We start from the raw sequence: 21593 nt of genomic DNA, 5'->3' as shown, positions 1-21593 counted from the left end.
ATGACTTTCACTACTACTCCTCGTCGTCTCGCAAAACGCATTGCACTGGTTGCAGGTCTGAGCGTGTTGTCGGTTCAGGCTTTCGCCGGTGGCGACGCTGCGCTGTACGGCCCGACCGCACCGAAAGGCTCGACCTTTGTGCGCGTTTACAACGCCAGCAACGCTGAAGTCAGCGCGACTGTCGGCAGCACCAACCTGAGCGACGTTGCGCCATTGGCCAGCAGCGACTTCAGCTTCATGCCGGGCGGTGATTACAGCGCCAAAATCGGCAGCCAGACCCTGCCGGTGAAACTCGCCGGTGACCACTACTACACCCTGGTCAACAACGCTTCCGGCGCGCCGCAACTGATCGAAGAGCCGCCGTTCAAGAACAAGCAGAAATCCCTGGTGCGCGTGCAGAACCTCAGCGACAAACCGCTGACTCTCAAGACCGCCGACGGCAAGACCGACGTGGTGCCGAACGTGGCCGCCAAGGGCCGTGGCGAACGTGAAATCAACCCGGTGAAAGTCAGCCTGGCGCTGTACGAAGGCGACAAGAAAGTCGGCGACGTGAAGCCGGTCGCGCTGGAACGCGGTGAAGCCGCGGTGCTGTACGTCACCGGCAGCGGCAGCAGCCTGTCGCCAGTCTGGGTGAAACGTCCGGTATCGACCCGCTAATTATTTTTCCGATGAGACGCTGACCCCTGTAGGAGCTGCGGCACGCTGCGATCTTTTGACTTTGTTTTTGAAGATCAAGATCAACAGATCGCAGCCTTCGGCAGCTCCTACAGGGGAATGCGGCGGCCTCTCGGTACGAGACAAAAACAAGAGTGAAACGACACAGCGTTCGTGCCTCTAACCAATCGATTTTATGGAGTAAACAATATGATTCCGGTGATCTTGTCAGGTGGTAGCGGTTCGCGTCTCTGGCCGCTTTCGCGTAAGCAGTTCCCTAAGCAATTCCTCGCCCTGACTGGCGAACACACCCTCTTCCAGCAAACCCTCGAGCGTCTGGTGTTCGAAGGCATGGACACCCCGATCGTGGTCTGCAACAAGGATCACCGCTTCATCGTCAACGAGCAGTTGGCCAATCGCAATCTGGAATGCCAGCGCATCCTCATGGAACCGTTCGGCCGCAACACCGCGCCGGCCGTGGCGCTGACCGCGATGATGCTGGTCAACGAAGGTCGTGACGAACTGATGCTGGTGCTGCCGGCCGACCACGTGCTGGAAGATCAGAAAGCCCTGCAACGCGCCCTCGCCCTGGCCACCGTCGCCGCCGAAAATGGCGAAATGGTCCTGTTCGGCGTACCGGCGACCAAACCGGAAACCGGTTACGGCTACATCAAATCCACCGGCGATTCGCTGCTGCCCGAAGGCGTCAGCCGCGTCTCGCACTTCGTTGAAAAACCTGACGTCAAACGTGCCACCGAGTACGTCGAATCAGGCGGCTACTACTGGAACAGCGGCATGTTCCTGTTCCGCGCCAGCCGCTTCCTCGAAGAGCTGAAAAAGCACGATCCGGACATCTACGACACCTGCCTGCTGACCCTCGAGCGCAGCCAGCAGGACGCCGACACCGTCACGCTGGACGAAGCCACCTTCGCCTGCTGCCCGGACAATTCCATCGACTACTCGGTCATGGAAAAAACCCAGCGCGCCTGCGTCGTGCCGTTGACCGCTGGCTGGAGCGATGTCGGTTGCTGGTCGTCGCTGTGGGAAGTCAACGAGAAAGACGCCAACGGCAACGTCACCAAAGGTGATGTGGTGATTCAGGACAGCAAGAACTGCATGATCCACGGCAACGGCAAACTGGTGTCGGTGATCGGTCTGGAAAATATCGTCGTGGTCGAAACCAAAGACGCCATGATGATCGCCCACAAAGACAAGGTTCAGGGCGTCAAGCAGATGGTCAACACGCTCAACGAGCAGGGCCGCAGCGAAACCCAGAACCACTGCGAAGTCTATCGCCCGTGGGGCTCCTATGACTCGGTGGATATGGGCGGGCGTTTCCAGGTCAAGCACATCTCGGTGAAACCGGGCGCGTGCCTGTCGCTGCAGATGCACCACCACCGCGCCGAACACTGGATCGTGGTCAGCGGCACCGCTGAGGTGACTTGCGATGACAACGTGTTCCTGCTCTGCGAAAACCAGTCGACCTACATCCCGATCGCCTCGGTGCATCGCCTGCGCAACCCGGGCAAGATCCCGCTGGAAATCATCGAAGTGCAATCGGGTTCGTACCTGGGTGAAGACGATATCGAGCGTTTCGAAGATATCTACGGCCGCTCCACCCCGATCGAGCGCGGCGTGTCGGTGAAAACCATCGCGCAGTGATCGATCTGCAATAAGAAGCCCCCGTCCAGCCCGCTGCGTCCCCTATCCGCAGCGGGTTGGGCGGGGGCTTTTTTTGTCCTGACTCTGTGTCGCCGGAAATGGCCTCTTCGCGAGCAGGCTCGCTCCCACACTTGAAATGCATTCCCCTGTGGGAGCGAGCCTGCTCGCGAAGAGGCCCGGCCGGACACCTCAAGTCCCCCTGCCCATCGCCAACCTCACCTACGCTTAGGTAGGATGACCCTCTCTCCTCTCGAGGTTGTGCGACATGTTCATCGGCATTCTGCTGGTCATCACCTGGCTGATCCTCCTTTTACGCTACCCGGCCAAAGCCTTGCCGGTTTCGGTGGCGGCGGCGATTGGCCTGGGTTTCGTGGCCATGTGGGTGGTGTGGCTGGACAACCGCGAGGTCAAGCAACTGGCGCGTCTTGAGATGCGTATCGCTTACGCCCCGGAACAATGCCCAGCAGATCGCCCGCTGCAACTGAAAATGAAAAACGCCAACGACGTGCCCCTGACCGAACTGCGCTGGCGCATCGCCGCCTATGCGCCGGGCGACACGGTCAATCTGGCCGACAACCAATACACCGCGCCACGCTATCGTGGCCCCGGCGAGTTGCAGGCCGGCGGCGACTGGGAAGACTGCCTGCCCATGCCGCCACTGCGTCCCGGTTATCGCCCGCAAACCCTGGAGTTTCGCGCCGAGCGATTGCAGGGTAGTTTCTCCGACTGATCCTCCCTTCCCCACTCTTTTTGCACAAGGAATGCGCCATGCCCGTTGCGTTGATAACCGGTTGCTCCAGCGGTATTGGCCGCGCCCTCGCCGATGCGTTCAAAAGCGCCGGTTTCGAAGTCTGGGCCACGGCGCGCAAGGCTGAAGATGTCGCCGCACTGGCCGCTGCCGGGTTCACCGCGATCCAGCTGGACGTTAACGACGGTGCAGCGCTGGAACAACTCGGCGAACGCATCAACCAGCAACACGGCGGCCTCGATGTGCTGATCAACAATGCCGGTTACGGTGCCATGGGGCCGTTGCTCGATGGCGGTGTAGCGGCCATGCAGCGCCAGTTCGAAACCAATGTGTTTTCGATTGTCGGGGTTACCCGCGCGCTGTTCCCGGTCCTGCGCCGGTCCAAAGGACTGGTGGTGAACATCGGCAGTGTTTCCGGCGTATTGGTCACGCCATTTGCCGGTGCTTACTGCGCCTCGAAAGCAGCGGTGCATGCGTTGAGCGATGCGCTGCGCATGGAACTGGCACCTTTCGGCATTCGCGTGATGGAAGTGCAGCCGGGGGCGATCCAGTCGAGCTTTGCCAAGAACGCCGGGCATGAAGCCGAACAATTGATCAATGAGCAATCGCCGTGGTTTCCGCTGCGTGAGGGCATTCGCGCGCGGGCCAAGGCGTCGCAGGACAAGCCGACACCGGCCAGTGAGTTTGCCGCTCAAATGTTAAAAGCAGTGCAACAGAGCAAGCCGCCACGGCTGATCCGCATCGGCAACGGCAGTCGGGCGCTGCCGTTGTTGGCTGCTTTGCTGCCGAAGGGGTTGCTGGAGTCGACGTTGATGCGGCGGTTCGGGTTGCGCGGCCAACTCTGACACCGCGTTACCGTTCTTCGCGAGCAGGCTCGCTCCCACAGGGATCTTCAGTGCAACGCGAATCCAGTGTGGGAGCGAGCCTGCTCGCGAATGGCAGCACCTCAGTCTGTCAGTTATCCCCAGCGTCCTGCTTCACCACCACCGTGCACGTAATCCCCGCCGCCAACAAAACCCCCTCCGGCACTTCATCAATGTGAATCCTTACCGGCACTCGCTGGGCCAACCGCACCCAGTTGAACGTCGGGTTGACGTCGGCGATCAGTTCACGGCTTTCCGGATTGTCGCGGTCGTAGATGCCGCGCGAGATGCTTTCGACGTGGCCCTTCAAGACTTCGCCGCTCATCAACTGCATGTCGGCCTTGTCGCCGACTTTCACGTGGGGCAGTTTGGTTTCTTCGAAGAAGCCGTAAACCCAGAACGAGTTCATGTCGACCACGGCCATTTTCGCTTCGCCGATGCGCGCGTAGTCACCGCGATGCACGTTGAGGTTGGTCACATAACCGTCGACCGCCGCGCGCACTTCGGTGCGTTTGAGGTTGAGTTCGGCGGCTTCCAGTTGTGCTTGCGCGTGTTGGTAATCGGCGAGCGCGGCGTCGGCGATGTTGCTGGCGTCGTCGCGGTTTTCCTTGGAGATCACCAGGTTGTCGAGGTCGGCGCGGCGATGGGCGTTGACCTTGCGCATCTCCCACGTCGACTTGCGCGAGGCGACCAGCGACTGCGCCTGTTTGACCGCGATGCGGTAGTGCTCCGGGTCGATCTGCATCAACAGGTCGCCCTTTTTCACCAACTGGTTGTCGCGCACCGGCACGTCGATCACTTCACCGGTGACGTCGGCGGCAACGTTGATGATGTCGGCACGCACGCGGCCGTCGCGGGTCCACGGCGTGTTCATGTAATGCTCCCACAACGTGCGGCCGATCCACAGCGCCAGGGCCAGCACCAGCAGGGTTGCGAGCAGGCTGAAAAACTTTTTCATCAAGATAGTCTCAACGGTAGACAGTCAGCGCCATGGCGCCGAACAGACAGGTAAACAGACTCAGACGCAGCAGCGCCGGGTGCCAGAAAAAGCGGTACAGATCGAACCCGGACAGGAACCGGTCCACCGCCCAGGCCAGTGCCGCAGCGATGAAAAACATCAGGGTCATGGTCGGCATGTACACGCCGTGGAAGGCGATTTCACGAGGCATGGGCAAGTCCTTCGGGCTTGGCGATGGCGTAGGCGGCTAGCGGTGATTGCGGATCGAGCAGCGAGGTGCGGATGAAGTGCAGGTAGCTCTTCACCCGGCGCAATGCCGAGGTATCGAAGTGTGGTGCGAACGGCTCATCGGTGGCCGCGACGCGGCTGATCGCGTGATCGACCGCGACCAGTGCGCGTTCGAGATTGCTGGTGTTCGGTTGCAGGAACAGGCGCACCAGCGCCCGGCCCATCACGCGGATCGCCTGGCGCCACGGCTGCGATTCGGCATAGGCCGGGTGCACCGGCAAGATCGCCTGTTCCTTGCGCAACTCGATGATCGCGTGACCGACTTCCAGGACCACGAACATCCAGCGCAGCAGGTTCTTCTGCACTGTCGGCTGCCCGGCCGCGAGACCGTAAGCCTGATGCAGCAGATCGCGGGTGCGGCTCTCGAAACTCGAGGCCAGGCCTTTGAGCTTGCCGCTGATCGCATAGACCACTTGCCCGCGCAAATCCTGCTCCAGACGCTTCCACAACCAGCGGCTGTTCGGCGGCAGAATAATTGCCCCGGCGGCAGCACAGACCAGCATGCCCATGACCATGGCGATGTAGTCGTTGATGAAGGTGTACGGGTTGTAAATGGTCAGGTTATCCGGCACCGAACCGGTGCTGAAGAAGATCAGCAGACCGAGGCCGACACCGGCGTATTGCGGCCGTGAAGTGAGAAACGAGCCGAGCACGATCACCGGTGCGAGCATCACGCACAGCAGCGGAAAACCATCGATCCACGGGAAGATGAAAAACATCTCGACGAAGCCGATCAACGCTCCCAGAAAAGTGCCGCAAGCCATTTGGAATGCCATGCGTTTCGGATTCGGCGTGGCCGCCGAGAGGCCCACGGTGGCGGCAGCGATCAGGGTCATGGTCGCGCCGCTTGGCCATGCGGTGGCAACCCAATAACTGCCCAGCACGATGAGGATGAACGAGGCGCGAATGCCCGACGCAGCGGCGGCCCACCAGTTGGTTTGCGGGGTGAACGGTTCATCCCAGCGCTCGCGTTCGTGGCGGTGATCGGCCAGTGAGGCGTGGGTCTGTGCATAACTGTGCAAATCGTCAACGAAGCGATAAAGCAATTCGTACGCGGTGTGAAAATCCAGTTGTTCGGCGTCGCTTGGATCGGTTTCCTGAAAGATCGCACGCAGGCTGCGCACCCGCGCCGGCAGGCCTTCCTTGTAGGTCGCCAGCGCAGTCGCCAGACGGGCGGCATCGGGGCTGGTAAGGGCGCGACCGCTGAAGCCGTCGAGCACTTCGGCGAGATCCTGCAGACCCGGTCTGATCGCCGCGACGACGTGTTCTTCACCATTGCCGCGCAGGCGTTCGAGCAACTGATGCAGCGCGTTGAAGCGCGTGGTGATGCCCATGAACTCGCTGTTCAACCGGCTCAGTCGACCGTTACGCCGACGCATGTGCGGGTCTTCGAACACGGTCACGCTGCGCAGCCCTTCCAGCCCCACGGCTTCAGCAATGAAGCGCACGTTGCTCGCCTCGAAGGACTCGGCTTTGCTGCGCCCGCGCAAGCCATCGGTGACGAACAGCGCGAACACGCCGAAGCGCTGATACAAGGCGTTGCGCATGGCGGCGCTGGCGGTTTGCGGCAGGATCGCGGCGCTGATCAGGGTCGAGCAGAGAATCCCCAACGAGATCTCCAGCACCCGCCACACGGCAGCCATGAACGCGCCATCCGGGTGCGCCAGCGCCGGCAAGCCGACCATCGCGGCGGTGTAGCCCGCGAGGACAAAACCGTAAGCGCGGAAGTTGCGACAACGCGCGGCACCGGCCGAGCAGATGCCGACCCAGATCGCCAGGGAGCCAAGAAACAGTTCGGTGTTCTGCGCGAACAGCGCGATCAGCGTGACCATCATCGCCGAGCCGGCCAACGTGCCGAGGAAGCGATAGAAACTCTTGGCGAATACCTGGCCGCTCTGCGGCTGCATGACGATAAACACCGTGATCATCGCCGTGCGTGGTTGCGGCAGTTCCAGGCGCATGGCCAGCCACAGGGTGAGGAATGCGGCGAGCAATACCTTGAAGATGTAGACCCAGGTCACGCCATCGCTGCGCGCCCAGTCGAAGAAACCGCGGCGCCATTCCAGGGCGTAGAGCCAGCGCAGTGGTGCGGGCAAGGGAGTCATTCAGAGGTGCTCAATGAGATTCGGTTTGGTCGCAGGACCTGTGGGAGCGAGCCTGCTCGCGAATGCGTTTTCATATTCAACATTGATGTCGATGGGTAAACCGCTTTCGCGAGCAGGCTCGCTCCCACATTGGGTCGTGTGTTCAACGCAGGAGGGCCGGGGTTTTCGGCGCTTGGGTTTGCTCGGCAGTCGGCACATCGTTGCCAGCACCGAGGCCGCCACCCAACGCCGTCACCAACTCGGCATGCGCCGTCAACCGCGCCGCCTGCACCTGCTGCTGCACCTGCTGCTGCTTGAACAGCAACGTCTGCGCATTGAGCACGTTGAGGTAATCGGTGAGGCCGCGCTGATAAGCAATCATCGCGATGTCATAGGTCTTCTGCGCTGTGGCGACCGACTCGGCAGCGAAGCCTTGTTGCTTGTCCATCGACTCACGACGGATCAACTGATCGGAGATGTTCTTCAGCGCATTGACCAGTGTCTGGTTGTAATGCGCCACGGCGATGTCGTAACCAGCGGAGGCTTCACCCAATTCGGCGCGCAGTCGACCACCGTCAAAGATCGGCAGCGAGATTGCCGGGCCGACGTTGTAGTTGAGTTTCTTGCCGGTCAAAAACTCCAGCGCGCCCCCGCCGGTAGCCATGTAGCCGAGGCTGCCGACCAGATCGACGTTGGGGTAAAACCCGGCATGCGCCACATCGATACCGCGCGCCTGCGCCGCGACCTGCCAGCGGCTGGCGACCACGTCAGGGCGCTGACCAAGAAGTTCGGCGGGCAACGCCGACGGCAATTTCAGTGCGGCAGCGAGGGACAAGGTCGGACGCTGCAACTGCGCGCCCGCCCCCGGACCTTTACCGGCGAGCGCGGCGATCTGGTTGCGACTCAGGGCGATTTCTTCATCCAGCGCATCGAGCTGACGATGGGTTTCCGGCAGCGGCGTTTCGGCCTGGCTGACTTCAAAGTGCGTGCCGATCCCGCCGTTCAAACGCTTCTGCGCCAGATCGAGAATCTGTTGCTGCTGTTTGAGCGTCGCGGCAACGATGTCGCGTTGGGCGTAATGCAGCGACAGTTCGATATAGGCGCGCACGATGTTGTTCTGCAATTCGAGCTGCGCCAGCCGCGCTTCGGCGGCGCTCATGTGCGCCAGATCCACCGCGCGCTCGCTGGCATTGCTTTCGCGGCCCCAGAGATCGAGGGCGTAGCTGAAGCCAAGCGCGGCGTTGTTGTCCCACGTGGTGGTGTTGGCCAGCTCGCCCGGACCGTAGAACTGATCGGTCGGCCAGTTGTGCCGTTTGAGCGTCGACTCGCCGTTGATCTGCAACGACTCGGCCGCCTCGGCGACACCGGCCAAGGCTTTGGCCTGACGCACCCGCGCAGCGGCCATGGCCATGCTCGGGCTGCCTTGCACGGCGAGGTCGATCCAGCGATTGAGTTGCGGATCGCCGTAGGCTTGCCACCATTGCGCGGTGGGCCAGTGGGCGTCACGGGCGGCGTGGGCGATGGCGTCGTCGGTGGCCAGTGTATTGGCCTCCAATGCGTTGCCCTGTGGGGCAATTCCGTCCGTTGAGATGCAGCCGCCAAGACCCAGGGTAAAAGCCAGAACACTGAGCGGCAAAAGCGCTCTGTTGATGCGACGCGGCACAGCTGCGAATTCCTGAGAAGAGGATAAGGCGGGGCTTGTTTCCTGTAGGAGCTGCCGCAGGCTGCGAGCTTTTGATCTTGATTCCCTTAAAACAAAATCAAAAGATCGCAGCCTGCGGCAGCTCCTACATGGGATCGGCGCAATTCTATGGAAGGCCCTGTACGGCGATAAGCTGGGATTTCTGTGAATCTTTGTTACGGTTAACGAGATAATCCTTAAGTCTGGGGTCTCAGCCCCCGAAACTTCGTGTCACAATTTGCCATCTCCCTTGAGAGCACCCCATGGACACTTTGCAAAACATGCGCGCCTTCAGTTGTGTCGCCGAAGCCGGCAGCTTCACCGCCGCCGCCGTGCAACTCGACACCACCACCGCCAACGTCTCGCGCGCGGTCTCCAACCTGGAAGCCCACCTGCAAACCCGTTTGCTCAACCGCACCACGCGGCGCATTGCCCTCACCGAAGCGGGCAAACGCTACCTGCTGCGCTGCGAACAGATTCTGGCCTACGTCGAAGAGGCCGAAGCCGAAGCCAGCGACGCCCACGCGCGCCCGGCCGGGCAATTGAAAGTGCACACCATGACCGGCATCGGCCAGCACTTCGTCATCGACGCCATTGCCCGCTACCGCAAGACCCACCCGGACGTGACTTTCGATCTGACCCTGGCCAACCGCGTGCCGGACCTGCTCGACGAGGGCTACGACGTGTCCATCGTGCTCGCCAGCGAACTGCCGGATTCAGGCTTTGTTTCGCAACGGCTGGGCATCACCTACAGCATAGTCTGCGCTTCACCCGCCTACGTGAAAGCCAACGGCGCCGCGCAAAAGCCCAGCGACCTGCTCAACCATGCCTGCCTGCGCCTGGTCAGCCCGGTGATCCCCCTGGAAAAATGGGCCTTCGACGGTCCGGAAGGCCAGGAAATGGTCACCATCAACAGCTCGCCTTTTCTGGTCAACTCCGCCGACGCGATGAAAACCGCGATCACCAGCGGCATGGGCGTGGGCGTGTTGCCGGTGTATGCGGCGATCGAGGGCTTGCGTAACGGCACACTGGTGCGGGTCATGCCGAACTACCGCTCGCAAGAGCTGAACCTGTATGCGATCTACCCGTCGCGGCAATATCTGGATGCGAAGATCAAGACGTGGGTTGAGTATCTGCGCGGGTCGTTGCCGGAAATTCTCGCAGCGCATCAGGCCGAATTGGCCGCTTACGAATTAAGCGGCAGCCTCGCCGGCGCGCGCGTCGCCAACTGATTTTCAACACCCCCCGAAACCCGTAGGAGCTGCCGCAGGCTGCGATCTTTTGATCTTGCTGTTTAAAAATCAACAGATCGCAGCCTACGGCAGCTCCTACATTGCGGGAATTTCGCGGAAGTTTCCGACAGGTTTTGCAGGTTGCTCGTCGGAAGTGCGGTGGATAGGGTTTGGGGGTCGCTGACGAATCAGCGACCGGGTCTGGAAAACCCGATTTCAACTACCAAAGCTCATGGCATACTGCGGCGCTTTTTAGCTCGCAATGTTATGGCGGCTGTGCGCGGGAGGCCCTTGGGCCTGCCGGTTTTGGTGAGTTGGGCCGGTTTTTTCCAGTCCGCGTACAGCTGCCACCCTATCGTCTGGAAAACGAAAAGTGGCAGCTTCAACTCAACTTGCCACGAGTATGTTTCCTATGTTCAAACCAACGCCTAATCCACCTGAAACCAACGACACCACCCCCTACGAATTCCCCGGCTCAAAGAAATTCCACGAAGCCGCCGACCGCGCCCTCGACCACTACCTCAAGCCCAACGCCTTAACCCTGCGCTTCCACAAACCCAGCACCATGTTCCAGGTCGCCCCCGACCAAGACAGCGAAAGCCTGCTGGTCCACGCCTGCGAATCACTGGCACAGGCCAGCCTCATGACCAGCGACATCGCCGCCTACATCGACCTGCCGCAAAGGCGCACGATCCTGGCCATTCAGCAGATCATCATGCTCGCCGAACTGGCCGTGAACCGCGTGCTGGATAACCACGAAATCCCACAACCCGAGGCACACAACTGAGAAGCCCCTCATCGGAACGCCGCCCGCCTAACCCTCTCCCAAAGGGAGAGGGGACTGACCGAGGTGTTTGCGAGAGTTACGCCGACGTGCGATACCGAGTCGAACTCAGATTCTGAAGGCCCACAAGTGGGCTCCTGTGGTTGCACGTGCTTCCTATTCCAACAGCAGGGGAGCCAAAACGCTTACTCGCAAACTTGCCTGATTATTGGCTATTGCCTATATCGCGAAACGAGCTAAGAACCTGTCAAATGTGACAGTTACCAACCTTTCTGAATTAAGAAAAACTAAGGCTGCATATTACCCACTCAGAAGGTGCACAAAATGCTCGACTTCCTCAAGAAACGCAATTCAGATGCAAGCCTTGTTAAAAACATTACAGAAACCAGTTCAGGCACTGATTTCGCCAAAGGAACTTTAGGGCAACGTACCAGCAATGAAATTGACTTAAAGATTTCCAGTTTTTCGGTTACAGAAAAAACCGTCATTGTTTTAGCTACGGATCCAGATCGAAACAAAAACCCCTACGGCAAAACTATTTTTTTTACCTTTCCATACGATCTACCCGATGGAGAGCATTACTTTAACGAAGAGAGCCGCATCGGTGTTATTCAATACGCCGAAAATTATGACTATGACACTCCTGCATTCGAGGGTGTCAGAGATAACGAAGGTTTTGTGTATATTGTCTTTGACAAGAACCACGGCACGTTGCTGGCGCGACTTCACAACATCAAACTCGCACAAAAAAACGGGAAAGCAAACATCAGCATCGACAATGTCAGCTTATTCGCATCCGGACTCATCATTAATGATTAGCAACTGATAGCTCGATGATTATCAAATAAAACTTATGAACTCCATTGTTTGAGGACGCCGCCTTGCTGCGTCCGCTTTTCTTCAAGCAGCGCCATCTCCACCCCATCGGCTCTCACCACTCAACAGGATGAGCGTTAGCTCGGCTGCAGCTCTTGATCTTGATCCACGGGCGACGTCGGAAGGCTGAGCGCAGGGATCGATCCGGGCGTGGGAGCGCAGCGACCGTTTGGCGCAGCCAAACACAGCGAGAGGAGGTGCAGCGAAGCAAACCGTAGGCGCTGCGCCCGGATCGATCCCGGAGCGAAGGAACCCCGAGCCCCAGCGAGCGGGCCGCACGTAGGAGCATGAACGGGACAACCACATAGGTAACAGTTAAGTTCAGGCACATGGGTAACACCTGATCACTTATTTTTGATTACTTTGAGCGTCAGATAACCATCCTTAGCGTCTCGTTCATCAACACGTCCCAGTAGAACAGGCCCAAAGATGATGTCCCAAACACCCTCGCTGATGCTCTCCAATCCGACTATCTGATGTTTCAGGACATAGCCCACATAGATTCTGAGCCTTCCTTTGTTCACTACGCCGTTGGAGTCCGTTCGGTATGCCTCAACATGGCTGGGGTATTTCATCTCCGGCAACTTTCTCGGAAATACCCGTGAAGAGCTGATGTAGCAAGAGGCCGGGGTTTTCTGCCCCAATGCCTCATGAAAACGCTCATGATTATAGTGCTGCATGAACAGATCAAAATGCTTCTGCTGAGCTCCCCACTCAATTTCCGGCGGTCTTGGCAATGTACTTTTAAGCGTGCGGTGCATGCGTTCATGCCGTCCGTTTTGCTCAGGTCGCCCAGGTTGAGTCCGCTCATGAATGATGCCTAGACGAGCCCACCAAATGGATAATTGTGATAACCCCGCACGCCCGCCGCTGGCAAAAGGGACACCGTTATCAGTGCGGATCCGCTCAGGCATCCCATACGTCTTAAATAACCGTTCGAAGGTGGCTTTGGCGTCCTTGAAAGTCGTGCTCGGCATACTTTCACAAGCCAGTAAAAATCGACTGGCGTGATCCATTACCGTCAACGGGTAACACCAGACACCGTCTCCTGTCAGGTATTGGCCTTTGTAATCAGCGCTCCAGAGCTGATTAGGAAGGTCGGCTTTCTGGAGTGGTTTTGGATAGACAGCGACACGCTGACGCAACCGTCGAGACACCACTAGCCCCGCTTTTTTAAGCACGTTGTAGATCGTGGTTTTGGAGGGCGGCGGCTGATCTGGAAACCGCTCTTGCAGGGCTGTCTGGATCTTTTTCGGGCCCGGCGTGGTTTGACCTTGGCGCCGCAGCTCAAGAATGGCTTCTTTGACCGCAAACGGCACAGCCTGTGCTTGAGAATGACGCTTGCGACTGCACTCCGCCAAGCCATTGATGCTGTCCGCGTTGTAGCGGGCCACCCACTTGTAGCCAGTCTTGCGACTGATGCTGTGAGCCGCACAGAGTTGACTGAAGTTGAGCCGACCGGACAGATAGTCGGCGATGAACATCACTTTAAGGTCCATAGGTTTCAGCTCTCGCCACGGCATGGTCAGATCCTCGGAATCGACCAGTGCCAGTTAAAAACTGTTACCTATGTGCTTGAACTGTTTTGTTACCTATGTGGGTGAGTCATACCAGCAAGCCTTTTTGGTTACTTTTTCGGCGTCTGGAAAAAGTGACCCGCCGTAAGGGCGGAACCCTAACCCGCCATCACCCAAAAAACGGATATACACACAAAACCACCCAAAGCCTGGTCGGCCCAGAGGCCGCCAAGACAACCCCAAGGCAGAAATGTTAGCGTGCTTGGTATCAAGCCCGAACAAGAGCCAAAAACGATGAAAAAAACTGTCCTGGCCTTCAGCCGCATCACCCCGCCCATGATCGAACGCCTGCAACAAGAGTTCGACGTCATCGTCCCCAACCCAAAAGCCGGCGACATCAACGCCCAATTCAACGAAGCCCTCCCCCACGCCCACGGCCTCATCGGCGTCGGCCGCAAACTAGGCCAGGCCCAACTCGAAAACGCGACAAAACTCGAAGTGGTCTCCAGCGTCTCCGTCGGCTACGACAACTACGACCTCGACTACTTCAACCAACGCGGGATCATGCTCACCAACACCCCCGACGTACTCACCGAAAGCACCGCCGACCTCGCCTTCACCCTGATCATGAGCAGCGCCCGCCGCGTCGCCGAACTCGACGCCTGGACCAAGGCCGGCCAATGGCAAGCCAGCGTCGGCGCCCCGCTGTTCGGCACTGACGTGCACGGCAAAACCCTTGGCATCGTCGGCATGGGCAACATCGGCGCCGCCGTCGCCCGCCGTGGACGCTTGGGCTTCAACATGCCGATCATCTACAGCGGTAACAGCCGCAAGACTGAACTCGAACAGGAACTCGGCGCGCAATTTCGCAGCCTCGACCAACTGCTCGCCGAAGCCGACTTCGTCTGCCTGGTGGTGCCACTCAGCGACAAGACCCGCCACCTGATCAGCCACCGCGAACTGGCCCTGATGAAGCCGAGCGCCATCCTGGTCAACATCTCTCGTGGCCCGGTCGTCGATGAACCGGCACTGATCGAAGCCCTGCAAAACAAGCGCATTCGCGGCGCCGGCCTCGACGTCTACGAAAAAGAACCGCTGGCCGAATCGCCGCTGTTCCAGCTGAGCAACGCCGTGACCCTGCCGCACATCGGCTCGGCGACAAATGAAACCCGCGAAGCCATGGCCAATCGTGCAGTCGCCAACCTGCGTAGCGCCCTGCTCGGCGAACGCCCGCAGGATCTGGTCAACCCGCAAGTCTGGCGCGGATAAAAAAATACGGGCAAGTGCAACCTCGCACTTGCCCGTTAGTTATTGCCATACACAACTTGAAATTGAACAACAAACCAATTTAAACAACAGCATTATAAGCTCTGCCTGGCTGCCGAATAATCGACAAGCGCTATGGAGAGCTAAAACCTTGAACACCCTGACCACCGACAAACTTATCCGTTACAGCAAAGTTATATTAATGGCCTACATCAGTTTCTTTGGCCTGCTGGTGATGATCCACAACTTCACCGACTATGACTCAAACTACATTTACGTGGCCCATATCCTGAGCATGGACACCACCACGGCCAGCGAAACCATCAAGTATCGGGCCATCGAATCACCGATGATTCATCACCGTATCTACTGGTTCATCATCACCCTGGAAGTCATCTACACGGTGCTATGCCTGATGGGCACGTATCAGTTGTTGCGCCATATCAATGCCCCTGCCGAGGTCTTCCATGAGGCAAAGAAGTTCTCGATCATGGGCATACTCGCGGCCATCTTCATTTATTACGTGTGCCTGCAAACCGTGGGAGTTGAATGGTTTGACATGGACACTTCGCAATCATGGAACGCTAAGGATTGGGCGCGTCATATCGTTGACTTCATGTTCCCGGTGATGATTTACATCACCTTGAAAGTCGAGCGCTGAGGTTCAGCGCTCGTTTACTTCAGGCCAACTTTCCCTGCACCGGCGCCACACGCGCTTTCGGTTTGCGAAACACCAGCACATTGCCCAGCATCACCAATACCAGCCCGACCAGCGCCGGCGCTGTCCATTGGTAACCTTCAGCAAACGCCGAGACGTTCAACGCCACCACCGGGAACAGCACCGTGCAATACGCCGCGCGCTCCGGCCCCATGCGCCCGACCAGCGTCAGATACGCGGTAAAACCGATGACCGAACCCGGAATCACCAGATACAGCAGCGCACCGACGTAACGCGGGCTCCAATCCATGTCGAATGGAATGCCTTTGACCAGGCACCACACCGACAACATCGCCGCCCCATAGGCCATGCCCCAGGCATTGGTGGTCAACGGTCTGAGTCCGGCCTTCTGTTGCAGGCTCGAGAGCATGTTGCCCGCCGAGAAACACAACGTGCCGCACAACGCCAGGCCCAGACCGAGCAAGGTTTGCGGGCTGGCCTGATGCCCGGCCAGTTCCGGCCAGAACAACATGCCCAACCCAAACAACCCGAGCCCGCCACCCAGCAGCACATTGCGCGCGATGCGCTGGCCAAAAAAGACCCGCGCATTCAGCGCGTTCCACAGCGTTGCGGTGGAGAACACCACCGCGACCAGACCGCTGGGGATCCATTGACTGGCGGTCAGGAAGCACATGAAGTTGACGCAGAACAGACACAACCCCTGAGCCACGCAGATAAAGTGCCCGCGACGGTTCATCGGTTGCAGGCGACGGCTGAGCAGCAACAACGCAAACAGCACCAGCGCGGCGAGGCCGAAGCGATAGACGATCGATACGGGAATCGCTACCACGCCCAGTTGCCATTTCAAGGCAATCCACGTGGTGCCCCAGATCAGCACGGTCAACAAATACAACGACAGGTTCATGGCACACACTCCTCGATAGGCCTTGAGTGTCAGCCCGGACCTGGTTCGAGCGCTTGCAGATTCTTGCGCTTTTGTCTGGCGGCAGGCTGGCAGGGCGGTGTCTACGGAGTAGGATGCAAGGCGTTGAAGAGAACCGACCATGGCCGCCATCGATACCCTGCAAGTCTTTCAAGCATTGAACAGCTCGCCGAACGCACGCCTTGTGCACAGCGCCGAGCTCGGCGACGGCTTGTCTGCCGCTTTGTGGACCAACCACCACGATGCGCAGGATTATGAAGCGCCGAGCCATCACACCCTGTCCTGCTACATCGCCGGAGGTACCGGTACCTTCCGTCGCGATCAACCCGGGCAAAAAGGCGGGCCGGACAAGCTCTGTATCCTTCCGGCCGACCATGAATCGGGTTGGGTGATCAACGGCGATATTCGCTTGGCGCATCTGTATTTCAGCGCCGAACAATTTGCCCTCGGTTGCGTCACGTTGCTCGATCGCGAACCCCGAGAGATGCAATTGCGCGAGCAGACCTTCCTCGAAGACCCACAACAAGCACAACGCTTCCGGCAGTTGCTGACGCTGAACTGGGACGAACCCGCCGAACGTTTGCTGACCAGCAGCCTCGCCCATGAACTGATCAGCCACACCTTGCTCAGTCAGGTCGGCGCGCGTCAGGGTCTGCGTTTGAAGGGCGGGCTCGCACCGCATCAGCGTCGGCAATTGGTGGAGTTCATCGACACTCAGTTGGCCGAGCCGATCAGCCTCGGTCAACTGGCCGGGTTGTGTGCGCTGTCGGAATACCACTTTGCGCGGATGTTTCGCACCAGTTTCGGCCTGCCGCCGCATCAATACGTGCTGGCGCGGCGCTTGAGTCGGGCACGGGAATTGTTGCGCGGGACGGCGTTGCCATTGGGTGAGATTGCGCTGGCGTGCGGCTTTGCCAGCGCGAGTCATTTCACTAATCGGTTCAAGCAGGTGTTGGGCGGGACGCCGGGTGAGTATCGGCAGGCGTTTTTGCGTTGAGCCCTTCTCCCCTCACCCCAGCCCTCTCCCGGAGGGAGAGGGGGCCGACCGAGGTGTCTGGCGCTCTACGTCGACCTGAAACACCGAATCGATTATGGATTCAAAGCATCACGTTCAAGTCGGTGTACCTCTGAAATATCCCACGGTCAGTCCCCTCTCCCTCCGGGAGAGGGTTAGGGTGAGGGGCTTTTGATCTTGCCTTAAAACTCCAGGGTGCTGGACAACGAAACCTGCCGCGCATCCCCCATCGACACAAAGAACCGGCTCGCCGCCGAGGTGTAATACGTGCGATCAAACAGGTTCTTCACATTGAGCTGAAACTTGACCTTCTGCCCTTCGACCTTGGTCTCGTAAGTGGCGAACGCATCGGCCACGGTGTAACTCGGCAAATCGAAATCGTTGACCGCATTACCCGCACGCTCACCGACGTAACGAGCGCCCGCGCCGACGCGCAATTGGTCGCCACCGATCACACTGCCAAAGTCATACACCGCCGACAACGAGCCGGAATTCTTCGCTACGTTCTGCAGGCGCTTGCCTTTGTAGTCCGGGTCTTCGGTCACTTCGGCATCGGTGTAGGCGTAGCTGCCGATCATGCTCCAGTGGTCCGTCAGTTGACCGGTCAGGTCCATTTCCAGACCGCGCGAACGCACCTCGCCGGCGGCGCTGTAAATCGTCGTCGGGCCTTCGGAATTGGCCACCAGCACGTTGCGTTTCTTGATGTCAAACAACGCGATGTTGCCGGTCACGCGCCCCGGCAGGTCCAGACGCGCGCCCAGTTCCCACGACTTGGCTTCTTCCGGCGCGATGCTGCCGTCGAGCACGGTGCTGCTTCCGCTCAGCGGGGCGATGGTCGAGTTGGGTTTGAACGATTCGGTGTAGCTGCCGTAGAACGACAAGGCGTCGGTGTAGCGATACACCAGACCTGCGCGCGGTACGAACTTCTGGCCGTTGCTGTCGGTGTTGGCCTTGAACGGCACGCCTTTGCCGGCGTACTGGTCGTATTCCTGAAAGCGTCCGCCGGCGACCAGAATCCACTGGTCGTTGAGGTGAATCGAGTCCTGCATGAACACCGAATCGCTGCGCAGTTCATCGGTCTGCGCGCTGTCGGGAGCGCTGACAGTCGTGCCGGCAACTTCACGGCCATACACCGGATTGAGGTAGCTGAACGTGGTCAGGCTTTTTTGCCGGATCAAGTCCTCGCGGTAGATTTTGCGGTACTCGTCATCGACGCCGAACACCAGGTCATGCTGCATGCCCAGCACGTTGACCTTGCCTTCGAGGCTGGCGGTGGTGAAACGGTCGGTGCTGATCGCATTCTGGGTGCCGTCCATGCTGCGGGTCAGCGTGCCCTTTTTGGTGTCGATGGCGGTCACGCGCACCTGGCTGGCGTCGTAGGTTTCACGGTTCCAGCTGTAGCCGAAGTGCGCTTTCCAGTCGTCGTTGAGGTCGTGGTCGGCTTCAAAGTGATACAGATCCGAACGGCCTTCCATGTTGTTGAACGGCTCGTCGAGGCGTTCTTTACGCGAGATGTCCAACGGGTGATTGGTGCGCGGATCGATCAGCGTGCCACGGTCGAACGGCGTGAGAAATTCACGGTGCTCGTAGGCGAACAACAGTTTGGTGCTCTCGCCGAACCAGGCCAGCGACGGGGCGATCAGGGTTTCGCGGTGGGTGCCGAAATTGCGCCAGTAATCTTCATCTTCGTGGTCGAGCACCATGCGATAAGCCAGCCCGGAATCGCCCAACGGGCCGGTGCTGTCGAGGGTACCGCCGCTGCCGTTTTTGCCGTCGCCGTAGGTCGAGCCGCGCAAGGTCAGGGCGTTGTATGGCGTCAGTTCAGGCTTCTTGCTGACCATGTTGACCACGCCACCCGGGTCTTGGATACCGTACAACAGCGAGGCCGGGCCCTTGAGCACTTCGACGCGATCAACCGTGGCGTTCATGCCGCGGCCCTGCACGATCGGCATGCCGTCGCGCATGATCGAGCCGTTGCGGTTGTCACCGAAGCCGCGCGTCATCACCGAATCCTGAGTGCTGCCCAAGGTGTTGCCCTGGGTGATACCGCTGACGTTGGCCAGTGCGTCATCCAGATTGCGCGGCGCCTGATCGCGGATGACTTGCGCCGGGATGACGTTGACGGTCTGCGGGACTTCCTGCAACGACGCCGAAGAGCGCATCACCGAACTGGTTTGCGGCGGTTGATAGCTCATCGCCTCGTCGCGCATCGAGGTGATGGTGGTGGCACCGAGGTTCAACGCGCCTTCGGTAGGCTTGGGCTCCAGCGCCAGCGTGTGGCTATCGGTGCGGCGGAAACTGAGGCCGGAACCGCTAAGCAGACGTTGCAGCGCCTGTTCGGCACTCATCTGGCCATTGACTGCCGGCGCCGTGAGGCCGTACGGCGCTTCGTCGGTGTAGACCACGCTCTGCCCGGTGACGCGGCTGAAGTCGCTCAAGGCTTGCGGCAGCGGCTTGGCGGCCAAGGCGAAACTGAACTGCTTTTGCGTCTGGCTGCTGACGCTTTCAGCGGCGAGCACCATGTTTATCGGCAACAACGCCAGTGCCGAAAAACTCATTGCCGACACGCTTAACCACTGTTTGACCGAACCCGACTTTGCCCTGGACTTCATGACTCAATGACCTGTGTAGAACCGCAACGGATGCGAATGACTCGCAGTTTCAGTCACTACACGGATGGGGCTCGGGTTTACCTCACCACAAATTTGAAAATATTTTTCAAGAGCAAAAGATCGCCGCCTTCGGCAGCTCCTACATTGGAATGCGACCCCTGTAGGAGCTGCCGAAGGCTGCGATTTTTTGACTTTTACTTCAACGCAAAATAATCAGATGCCCCAACACCTGATGCTGCTCAAACCCCATCACCCCTTGCAGGGAACTGAGCACCGCCTGCGGATCCTTGCTCGGAAAACTGCCACTGACCTTGCGCGCCGCCAGCTCATCGTTGAGCAACACAATCCGCCCCGGGTAATAACGGCGCAGATCCTCGACCACATCGGCCAGCGTCGACTTGTAATACGTCAGCCAGCCCTGACGCCAGGCCAGCTGTGCTTCGCTGTCCACCGCATGAAGCTTTTGCGACGTGCCTTCGCCGTAAGCCACCTGCTGACCGGCGGTGAGGATCTGTTGTTCGCCATCGCGATCCGCCGTCACGCCAACGCGCCCGGACAACACCGTAACCTGCGCACCGTGAGGCTGCAGTCGCACTTCGAATTGCGTGCCAAGCACCCGCGCCTCGCCCTTCTGCGCCGCAACTACGAACGGATCACCGGTGTGGGTGACGCTGAAGAAACCGGCACCACGACGCAACTGAACATGCCGCTCACCCTGACTGAAGTCCACGGCAATCGCACTGTCGCCATCCAGCGTCACTTGCGACTGATCGGCCAGCGTCACCGTGCGGATCTCGCCGGGTGCCGAGACATAATCAGCGCCCAGATCGTCGATCCAGCGTTGCGGTTGCCACCCGGTGCCGACGCTGACCATCAGCACCAGACACGCCGCCATCGCCAGCGCGCCCGACCAGCGCAACAGCGCCGGACGGCGCGGGCGATCCATCGACTCGAGAAAGCCCTGCAACGCCAAAGCCTCTTCATCGGCCAGCGTTCGCGCCGGGCTTTCGCTCAGTTCCCAGACGACCTGCGCCTGCGCGTAAGCCTCGGCATGCGCCGGATCGGCGCGCAGCCATTGGCTGAAGGTCAGTTGATCACCGGCGCTGGGCCGATCGTGCAACAGGCTCAGCCAGGCAAACGCGGCCTGCTCTTGAGCGGGCGTCGGGGTGGGGCAATCGGATGGCTTCACGGTGCTTTCCCTGGCAGGCGTGGCGCGGGTTCGCGCAGGCTGGCCTTGCAGGCCTCGAGGGCGCGCATCATATGTTTTTCCACGGCACTTTGGGACAGGCCCATGGCTTTGGCGATGTCCGCGTACTTGCGGCCGTGGATGCGATTGAGCAAAAAGATTTGCCGGGTGCGTTCGGGCAAGGCGCGCAACGCCGCTTCGACATGGCGCAGATCATTGCCCGCTTCCAGCGCCGCTTGCGGTTCGCTGCCGTGGCTGTCCGGCGCTTCCGGTTGCCAGCCTTCGTTGACCCGCGTACGCGTGCCTTCGCTGCGCAGATGGTCGATAGCAATGTTGCCGGCGCAGCGCAAAAGATAGGTGCTGAGTTCTTCGACCTGCACCAGCGGCCGCCGCCAGAAACGCAGAAACAGGTCCTGCACCAGATCCGCCGCCGTCGCCCGGCAACCGACGCGTCGGCTCACCAGCGCTTCCATTTGCGAACGCTGGGACAGGAATACCTGAAGAAAATGCGCACGCGCCCCGCGCGGCTCGTCGTCGCGGGATTCCGGCGGCAGCCCGATCAGCAC

The 21593-nt window shown here is 59.6% G+C and carries 19 protein-coding genes; 10 read left to right on the top strand and 9 right to left on the bottom strand.

The window, feature by feature from the left end; genetic code table 11:
• The 4 genes from P3G59_RS04855 (at window position 1) to P3G59_RS04840 (ending at window position 3909) form a co-directional block, all read left to right on the top strand.
• Window positions 1-657 (top strand): alginate O-acetyltransferase AlgF, encoded by a 657-nt coding sequence (locus P3G59_RS04855; RefSeq protein ID WP_277760659.1) that lies wholly within the window; start codon window positions 1-3, stop codon window positions 655-657.
• 207 nt (window positions 658-864) lie between these two features.
• Window positions 865-2316, top strand: coding sequence for a mannose-1-phosphate guanylyltransferase/mannose-6-phosphate isomerase (locus P3G59_RS04850; protein WP_277760658.1), 1452 nt, complete (start codon window positions 865-867; stop codon window positions 2314-2316).
• A 265-nt stretch (window positions 2317-2581) separates the two neighbouring features.
• Entirely contained in the window at window positions 2582-3046 is a 465-nt protein-coding gene (locus tag P3G59_RS04845) for a multidrug transporter (RefSeq protein ID WP_095112632.1), read from the top strand.
• A 38-nt stretch (window positions 3047-3084) separates the two neighbouring features.
• On the top strand, window positions 3085-3909 hold the full coding sequence (locus P3G59_RS04840) for an SDR family oxidoreductase (RefSeq protein WP_277760657.1): 825 nt from the start codon (window positions 3085-3087) through the stop codon (window positions 3907-3909).
• A gap of 109 nt (window positions 3910-4018) precedes the next feature.
• On the opposite strand, the gene P3G59_RS04835 is transcribed toward P3G59_RS04840, so the two are convergent.
• The 4 genes from P3G59_RS04835 to P3G59_RS04820 all read right to left on the bottom strand — a co-directional run bounded on the left by P3G59_RS04835 (window position 4019) and on the right by P3G59_RS04820 (window position 8920).
• Complete coding sequence (locus tag P3G59_RS04835) at window positions 4019-4885, bottom strand: HlyD family secretion protein (protein WP_277760656.1); 867 nt, start codon at window positions 4883-4885, stop codon at window positions 4019-4021.
• A 10-nt stretch (window positions 4886-4895) separates the two neighbouring features.
• The gene (locus P3G59_RS04830; RefSeq protein WP_007914106.1) at window positions 4896-5096 is read right to left on the bottom strand and encodes a DUF1656 domain-containing protein; all 201 of its coding nucleotides are present in this window, start codon (window positions 5094-5096) and stop codon (window positions 4896-4898) included.
• Window positions 5086-7278 (bottom strand): FUSC family protein, encoded by a 2193-nt coding sequence (locus P3G59_RS04825; protein WP_277760655.1) that lies wholly within the window; start codon window positions 7276-7278, stop codon window positions 5086-5088. Before P3G59_RS04825 ends, P3G59_RS04830 begins: the two co-directional genes overlap by 11 nt.
• 142 nt (window positions 7279-7420) lie before the next feature.
• Complete coding sequence (locus P3G59_RS04820) at window positions 7421-8920, bottom strand: efflux transporter outer membrane subunit (RefSeq protein WP_277760654.1); 1500 nt, start codon at window positions 8918-8920, stop codon at window positions 7421-7423.
• Between the two features lie 281 nt (window positions 8921-9201).
• Between P3G59_RS04820 and P3G59_RS04815 the strand changes: the two genes are divergently transcribed.
• From P3G59_RS04815 to P3G59_RS04805, 3 genes are all read left to right on the top strand, one after another.
• Window positions 9202-10170 (top strand): LysR family transcriptional regulator, encoded by a 969-nt coding sequence (locus tag P3G59_RS04815; RefSeq protein WP_007914118.1) that lies wholly within the window; start codon window positions 9202-9204, stop codon window positions 10168-10170.
• Between the two features lie 412 nt (window positions 10171-10582).
• Window positions 10583-10957, top strand: a complete 375-nt coding sequence (locus P3G59_RS04810) for a DUF6124 family protein (RefSeq protein WP_277760653.1) — start codon at window positions 10583-10585, stop codon at window positions 10955-10957.
• Window positions 10958-11278: 321 nt separating this feature from the next.
• The gene (locus P3G59_RS04805; RefSeq protein ID WP_277760652.1) at window positions 11279-11773 is read left to right on the top strand and encodes a hypothetical protein; all 495 of its coding nucleotides are present in this window, start codon (window positions 11279-11281) and stop codon (window positions 11771-11773) included.
• 401 nt (window positions 11774-12174) lie between these two features.
• On the opposite strand, the gene P3G59_RS04800 is transcribed toward P3G59_RS04805, so the two are convergent.
• A complete protein-coding gene (locus P3G59_RS04800; protein ID WP_277758418.1) occupies window positions 12175-13353 on the bottom strand; it encodes an IS481 family transposase in 1179 nt (392 codons plus the stop codon).
• Between the two features lie 288 nt (window positions 13354-13641).
• On the opposite strand from P3G59_RS04800, the gene P3G59_RS04795 reads away from it, so the two are divergent.
• Both P3G59_RS04795 and P3G59_RS04790 read left to right on the top strand, forming a co-directional pair.
• Complete coding sequence (locus tag P3G59_RS04795; RefSeq protein WP_277760651.1) at window positions 13642-14616, top strand: D-glycerate dehydrogenase; 975 nt, start codon at window positions 13642-13644, stop codon at window positions 14614-14616.
• Between the two features lie 148 nt (window positions 14617-14764).
• Window positions 14765-15274, top strand: coding sequence for a DUF2165 domain-containing protein (locus P3G59_RS04790; protein ID WP_277760650.1), 510 nt, complete (start codon window positions 14765-14767; stop codon window positions 15272-15274).
• A 19-nt stretch (window positions 15275-15293) separates the two neighbouring features.
• Here the strand turns inward: P3G59_RS04790 and P3G59_RS04785 are convergent, their stop codons facing one another.
• Complete coding sequence (locus tag P3G59_RS04785) at window positions 15294-16196, bottom strand: DMT family transporter (RefSeq protein ID WP_277760649.1); 903 nt, start codon at window positions 16194-16196, stop codon at window positions 15294-15296.
• A 139-nt stretch (window positions 16197-16335) separates the two neighbouring features.
• Here P3G59_RS04785 and P3G59_RS04780 point away from each other — a divergent pair, with 139 nt between their 5' ends.
• Window positions 16336-17211 (top strand): AraC family transcriptional regulator, encoded by an 876-nt coding sequence (locus tag P3G59_RS04780; RefSeq protein ID WP_141128500.1) that lies wholly within the window; start codon window positions 16336-16338, stop codon window positions 17209-17211.
• A 200-nt stretch (window positions 17212-17411) separates the two neighbouring features.
• On the opposite strand, the gene P3G59_RS04775 is transcribed toward P3G59_RS04780, so the two are convergent.
• The 3 genes from P3G59_RS04775 to P3G59_RS04765 all read right to left on the bottom strand — a co-directional run bounded on the left by P3G59_RS04775 (window position 17412) and on the right by P3G59_RS04765 (window position 21593).
• On the bottom strand, window positions 17412-19841 hold the full coding sequence (locus P3G59_RS04775) for a TonB-dependent receptor (protein WP_277760648.1): 2430 nt from the start codon (window positions 19839-19841) through the stop codon (window positions 17412-17414).
• A 199-nt stretch (window positions 19842-20040) separates the two neighbouring features.
• Window positions 20041-21030, bottom strand: a complete 990-nt coding sequence (locus P3G59_RS04770) for a FecR family protein (protein ID WP_277760647.1) — start codon at window positions 21028-21030, stop codon at window positions 20041-20043.
• The gene (locus P3G59_RS04765; RefSeq protein WP_277760646.1) at window positions 21027-21593 is read right to left on the bottom strand and encodes an RNA polymerase sigma factor; all 567 of its coding nucleotides are present in this window, start codon (window positions 21591-21593) and stop codon (window positions 21027-21029) included. The genes P3G59_RS04770 and P3G59_RS04765 overlap by 4 nt, the downstream gene beginning before the upstream one ends.

The organism is Pseudomonas sp. A34-9 (genome assembly GCF_029543085.1).
GTDB lineage: Bacteria > Pseudomonadota > Gammaproteobacteria > Pseudomonadales > Pseudomonadaceae > Aquipseudomonas.
The sequence above is the reverse complement of the archived record's forward strand: the minus strand, read 5'-3'. Positions and strand labels throughout refer to the sequence as shown.

Coding starts and splice junctions, on each gene's coding strand:
- P3G59_RS04795 (WP_277760651.1), top strand. CDS start 13,642: ATGAAAAAAACTGTCCTGGCCTTCAGCCGCATCACCCCGCCCATGATC.
- P3G59_RS04825 (WP_277760655.1), bottom strand. CDS start 7,278: ATGACTCCCTTGCCCGCACCACTGCGCTGGCTCTACGCCCTGGAATGG.
- P3G59_RS04850 (WP_277760658.1), top strand. CDS start 865: ATGATTCCGGTGATCTTGTCAGGTGGTAGCGGTTCGCGTCTCTGGCCG.
- P3G59_RS04840 (WP_277760657.1), top strand. CDS start 3,085: ATGCCCGTTGCGTTGATAACCGGTTGCTCCAGCGGTATTGGCCGCGCC.
- P3G59_RS04830 (WP_007914106.1), bottom strand. CDS start 5,096: ATGCCTCGTGAAATCGCCTTCCACGGCGTGTACATGCCGACCATGACC.
- P3G59_RS04855 (WP_277760659.1), top strand. CDS start 1: ATGACTTTCACTACTACTCCTCGTCGTCTCGCAAAACGCATTGCACTG.
- P3G59_RS04845 (WP_095112632.1), top strand. CDS start 2,582: ATGTTCATCGGCATTCTGCTGGTCATCACCTGGCTGATCCTCCTTTTA.
- P3G59_RS04785 (WP_277760649.1), bottom strand. CDS start 16,196: ATGAACCTGTCGTTGTATTTGTTGACCGTGCTGATCTGGGGCACCACG.
- P3G59_RS04810 (WP_277760653.1), top strand. CDS start 10,583: ATGTTCAAACCAACGCCTAATCCACCTGAAACCAACGACACCACCCCC.
- P3G59_RS04780 (WP_141128500.1), top strand. CDS start 16,336: ATGGCCGCCATCGATACCCTGCAAGTCTTTCAAGCATTGAACAGCTCG.
- P3G59_RS04805 (WP_277760652.1), top strand. CDS start 11,279: ATGCTCGACTTCCTCAAGAAACGCAATTCAGATGCAAGCCTTGTTAAA.
- P3G59_RS04775 (WP_277760648.1), bottom strand. CDS start 19,841: ATGAAGTCCAGGGCAAAGTCGGGTTCGGTCAAACAGTGGTTAAGCGTG.
- P3G59_RS04800 (WP_277758418.1), bottom strand. CDS start 13,353: ATGCCGTGGCGAGAGCTGAAACCTATGGACCTTAAAGTGATGTTCATC.
- P3G59_RS04835 (WP_277760656.1), bottom strand. CDS start 4,885: ATGAAAAAGTTTTTCAGCCTGCTCGCAACCCTGCTGGTGCTGGCCCTG.
- P3G59_RS04815 (WP_007914118.1), top strand. CDS start 9,202: ATGGACACTTTGCAAAACATGCGCGCCTTCAGTTGTGTCGCCGAAGCC.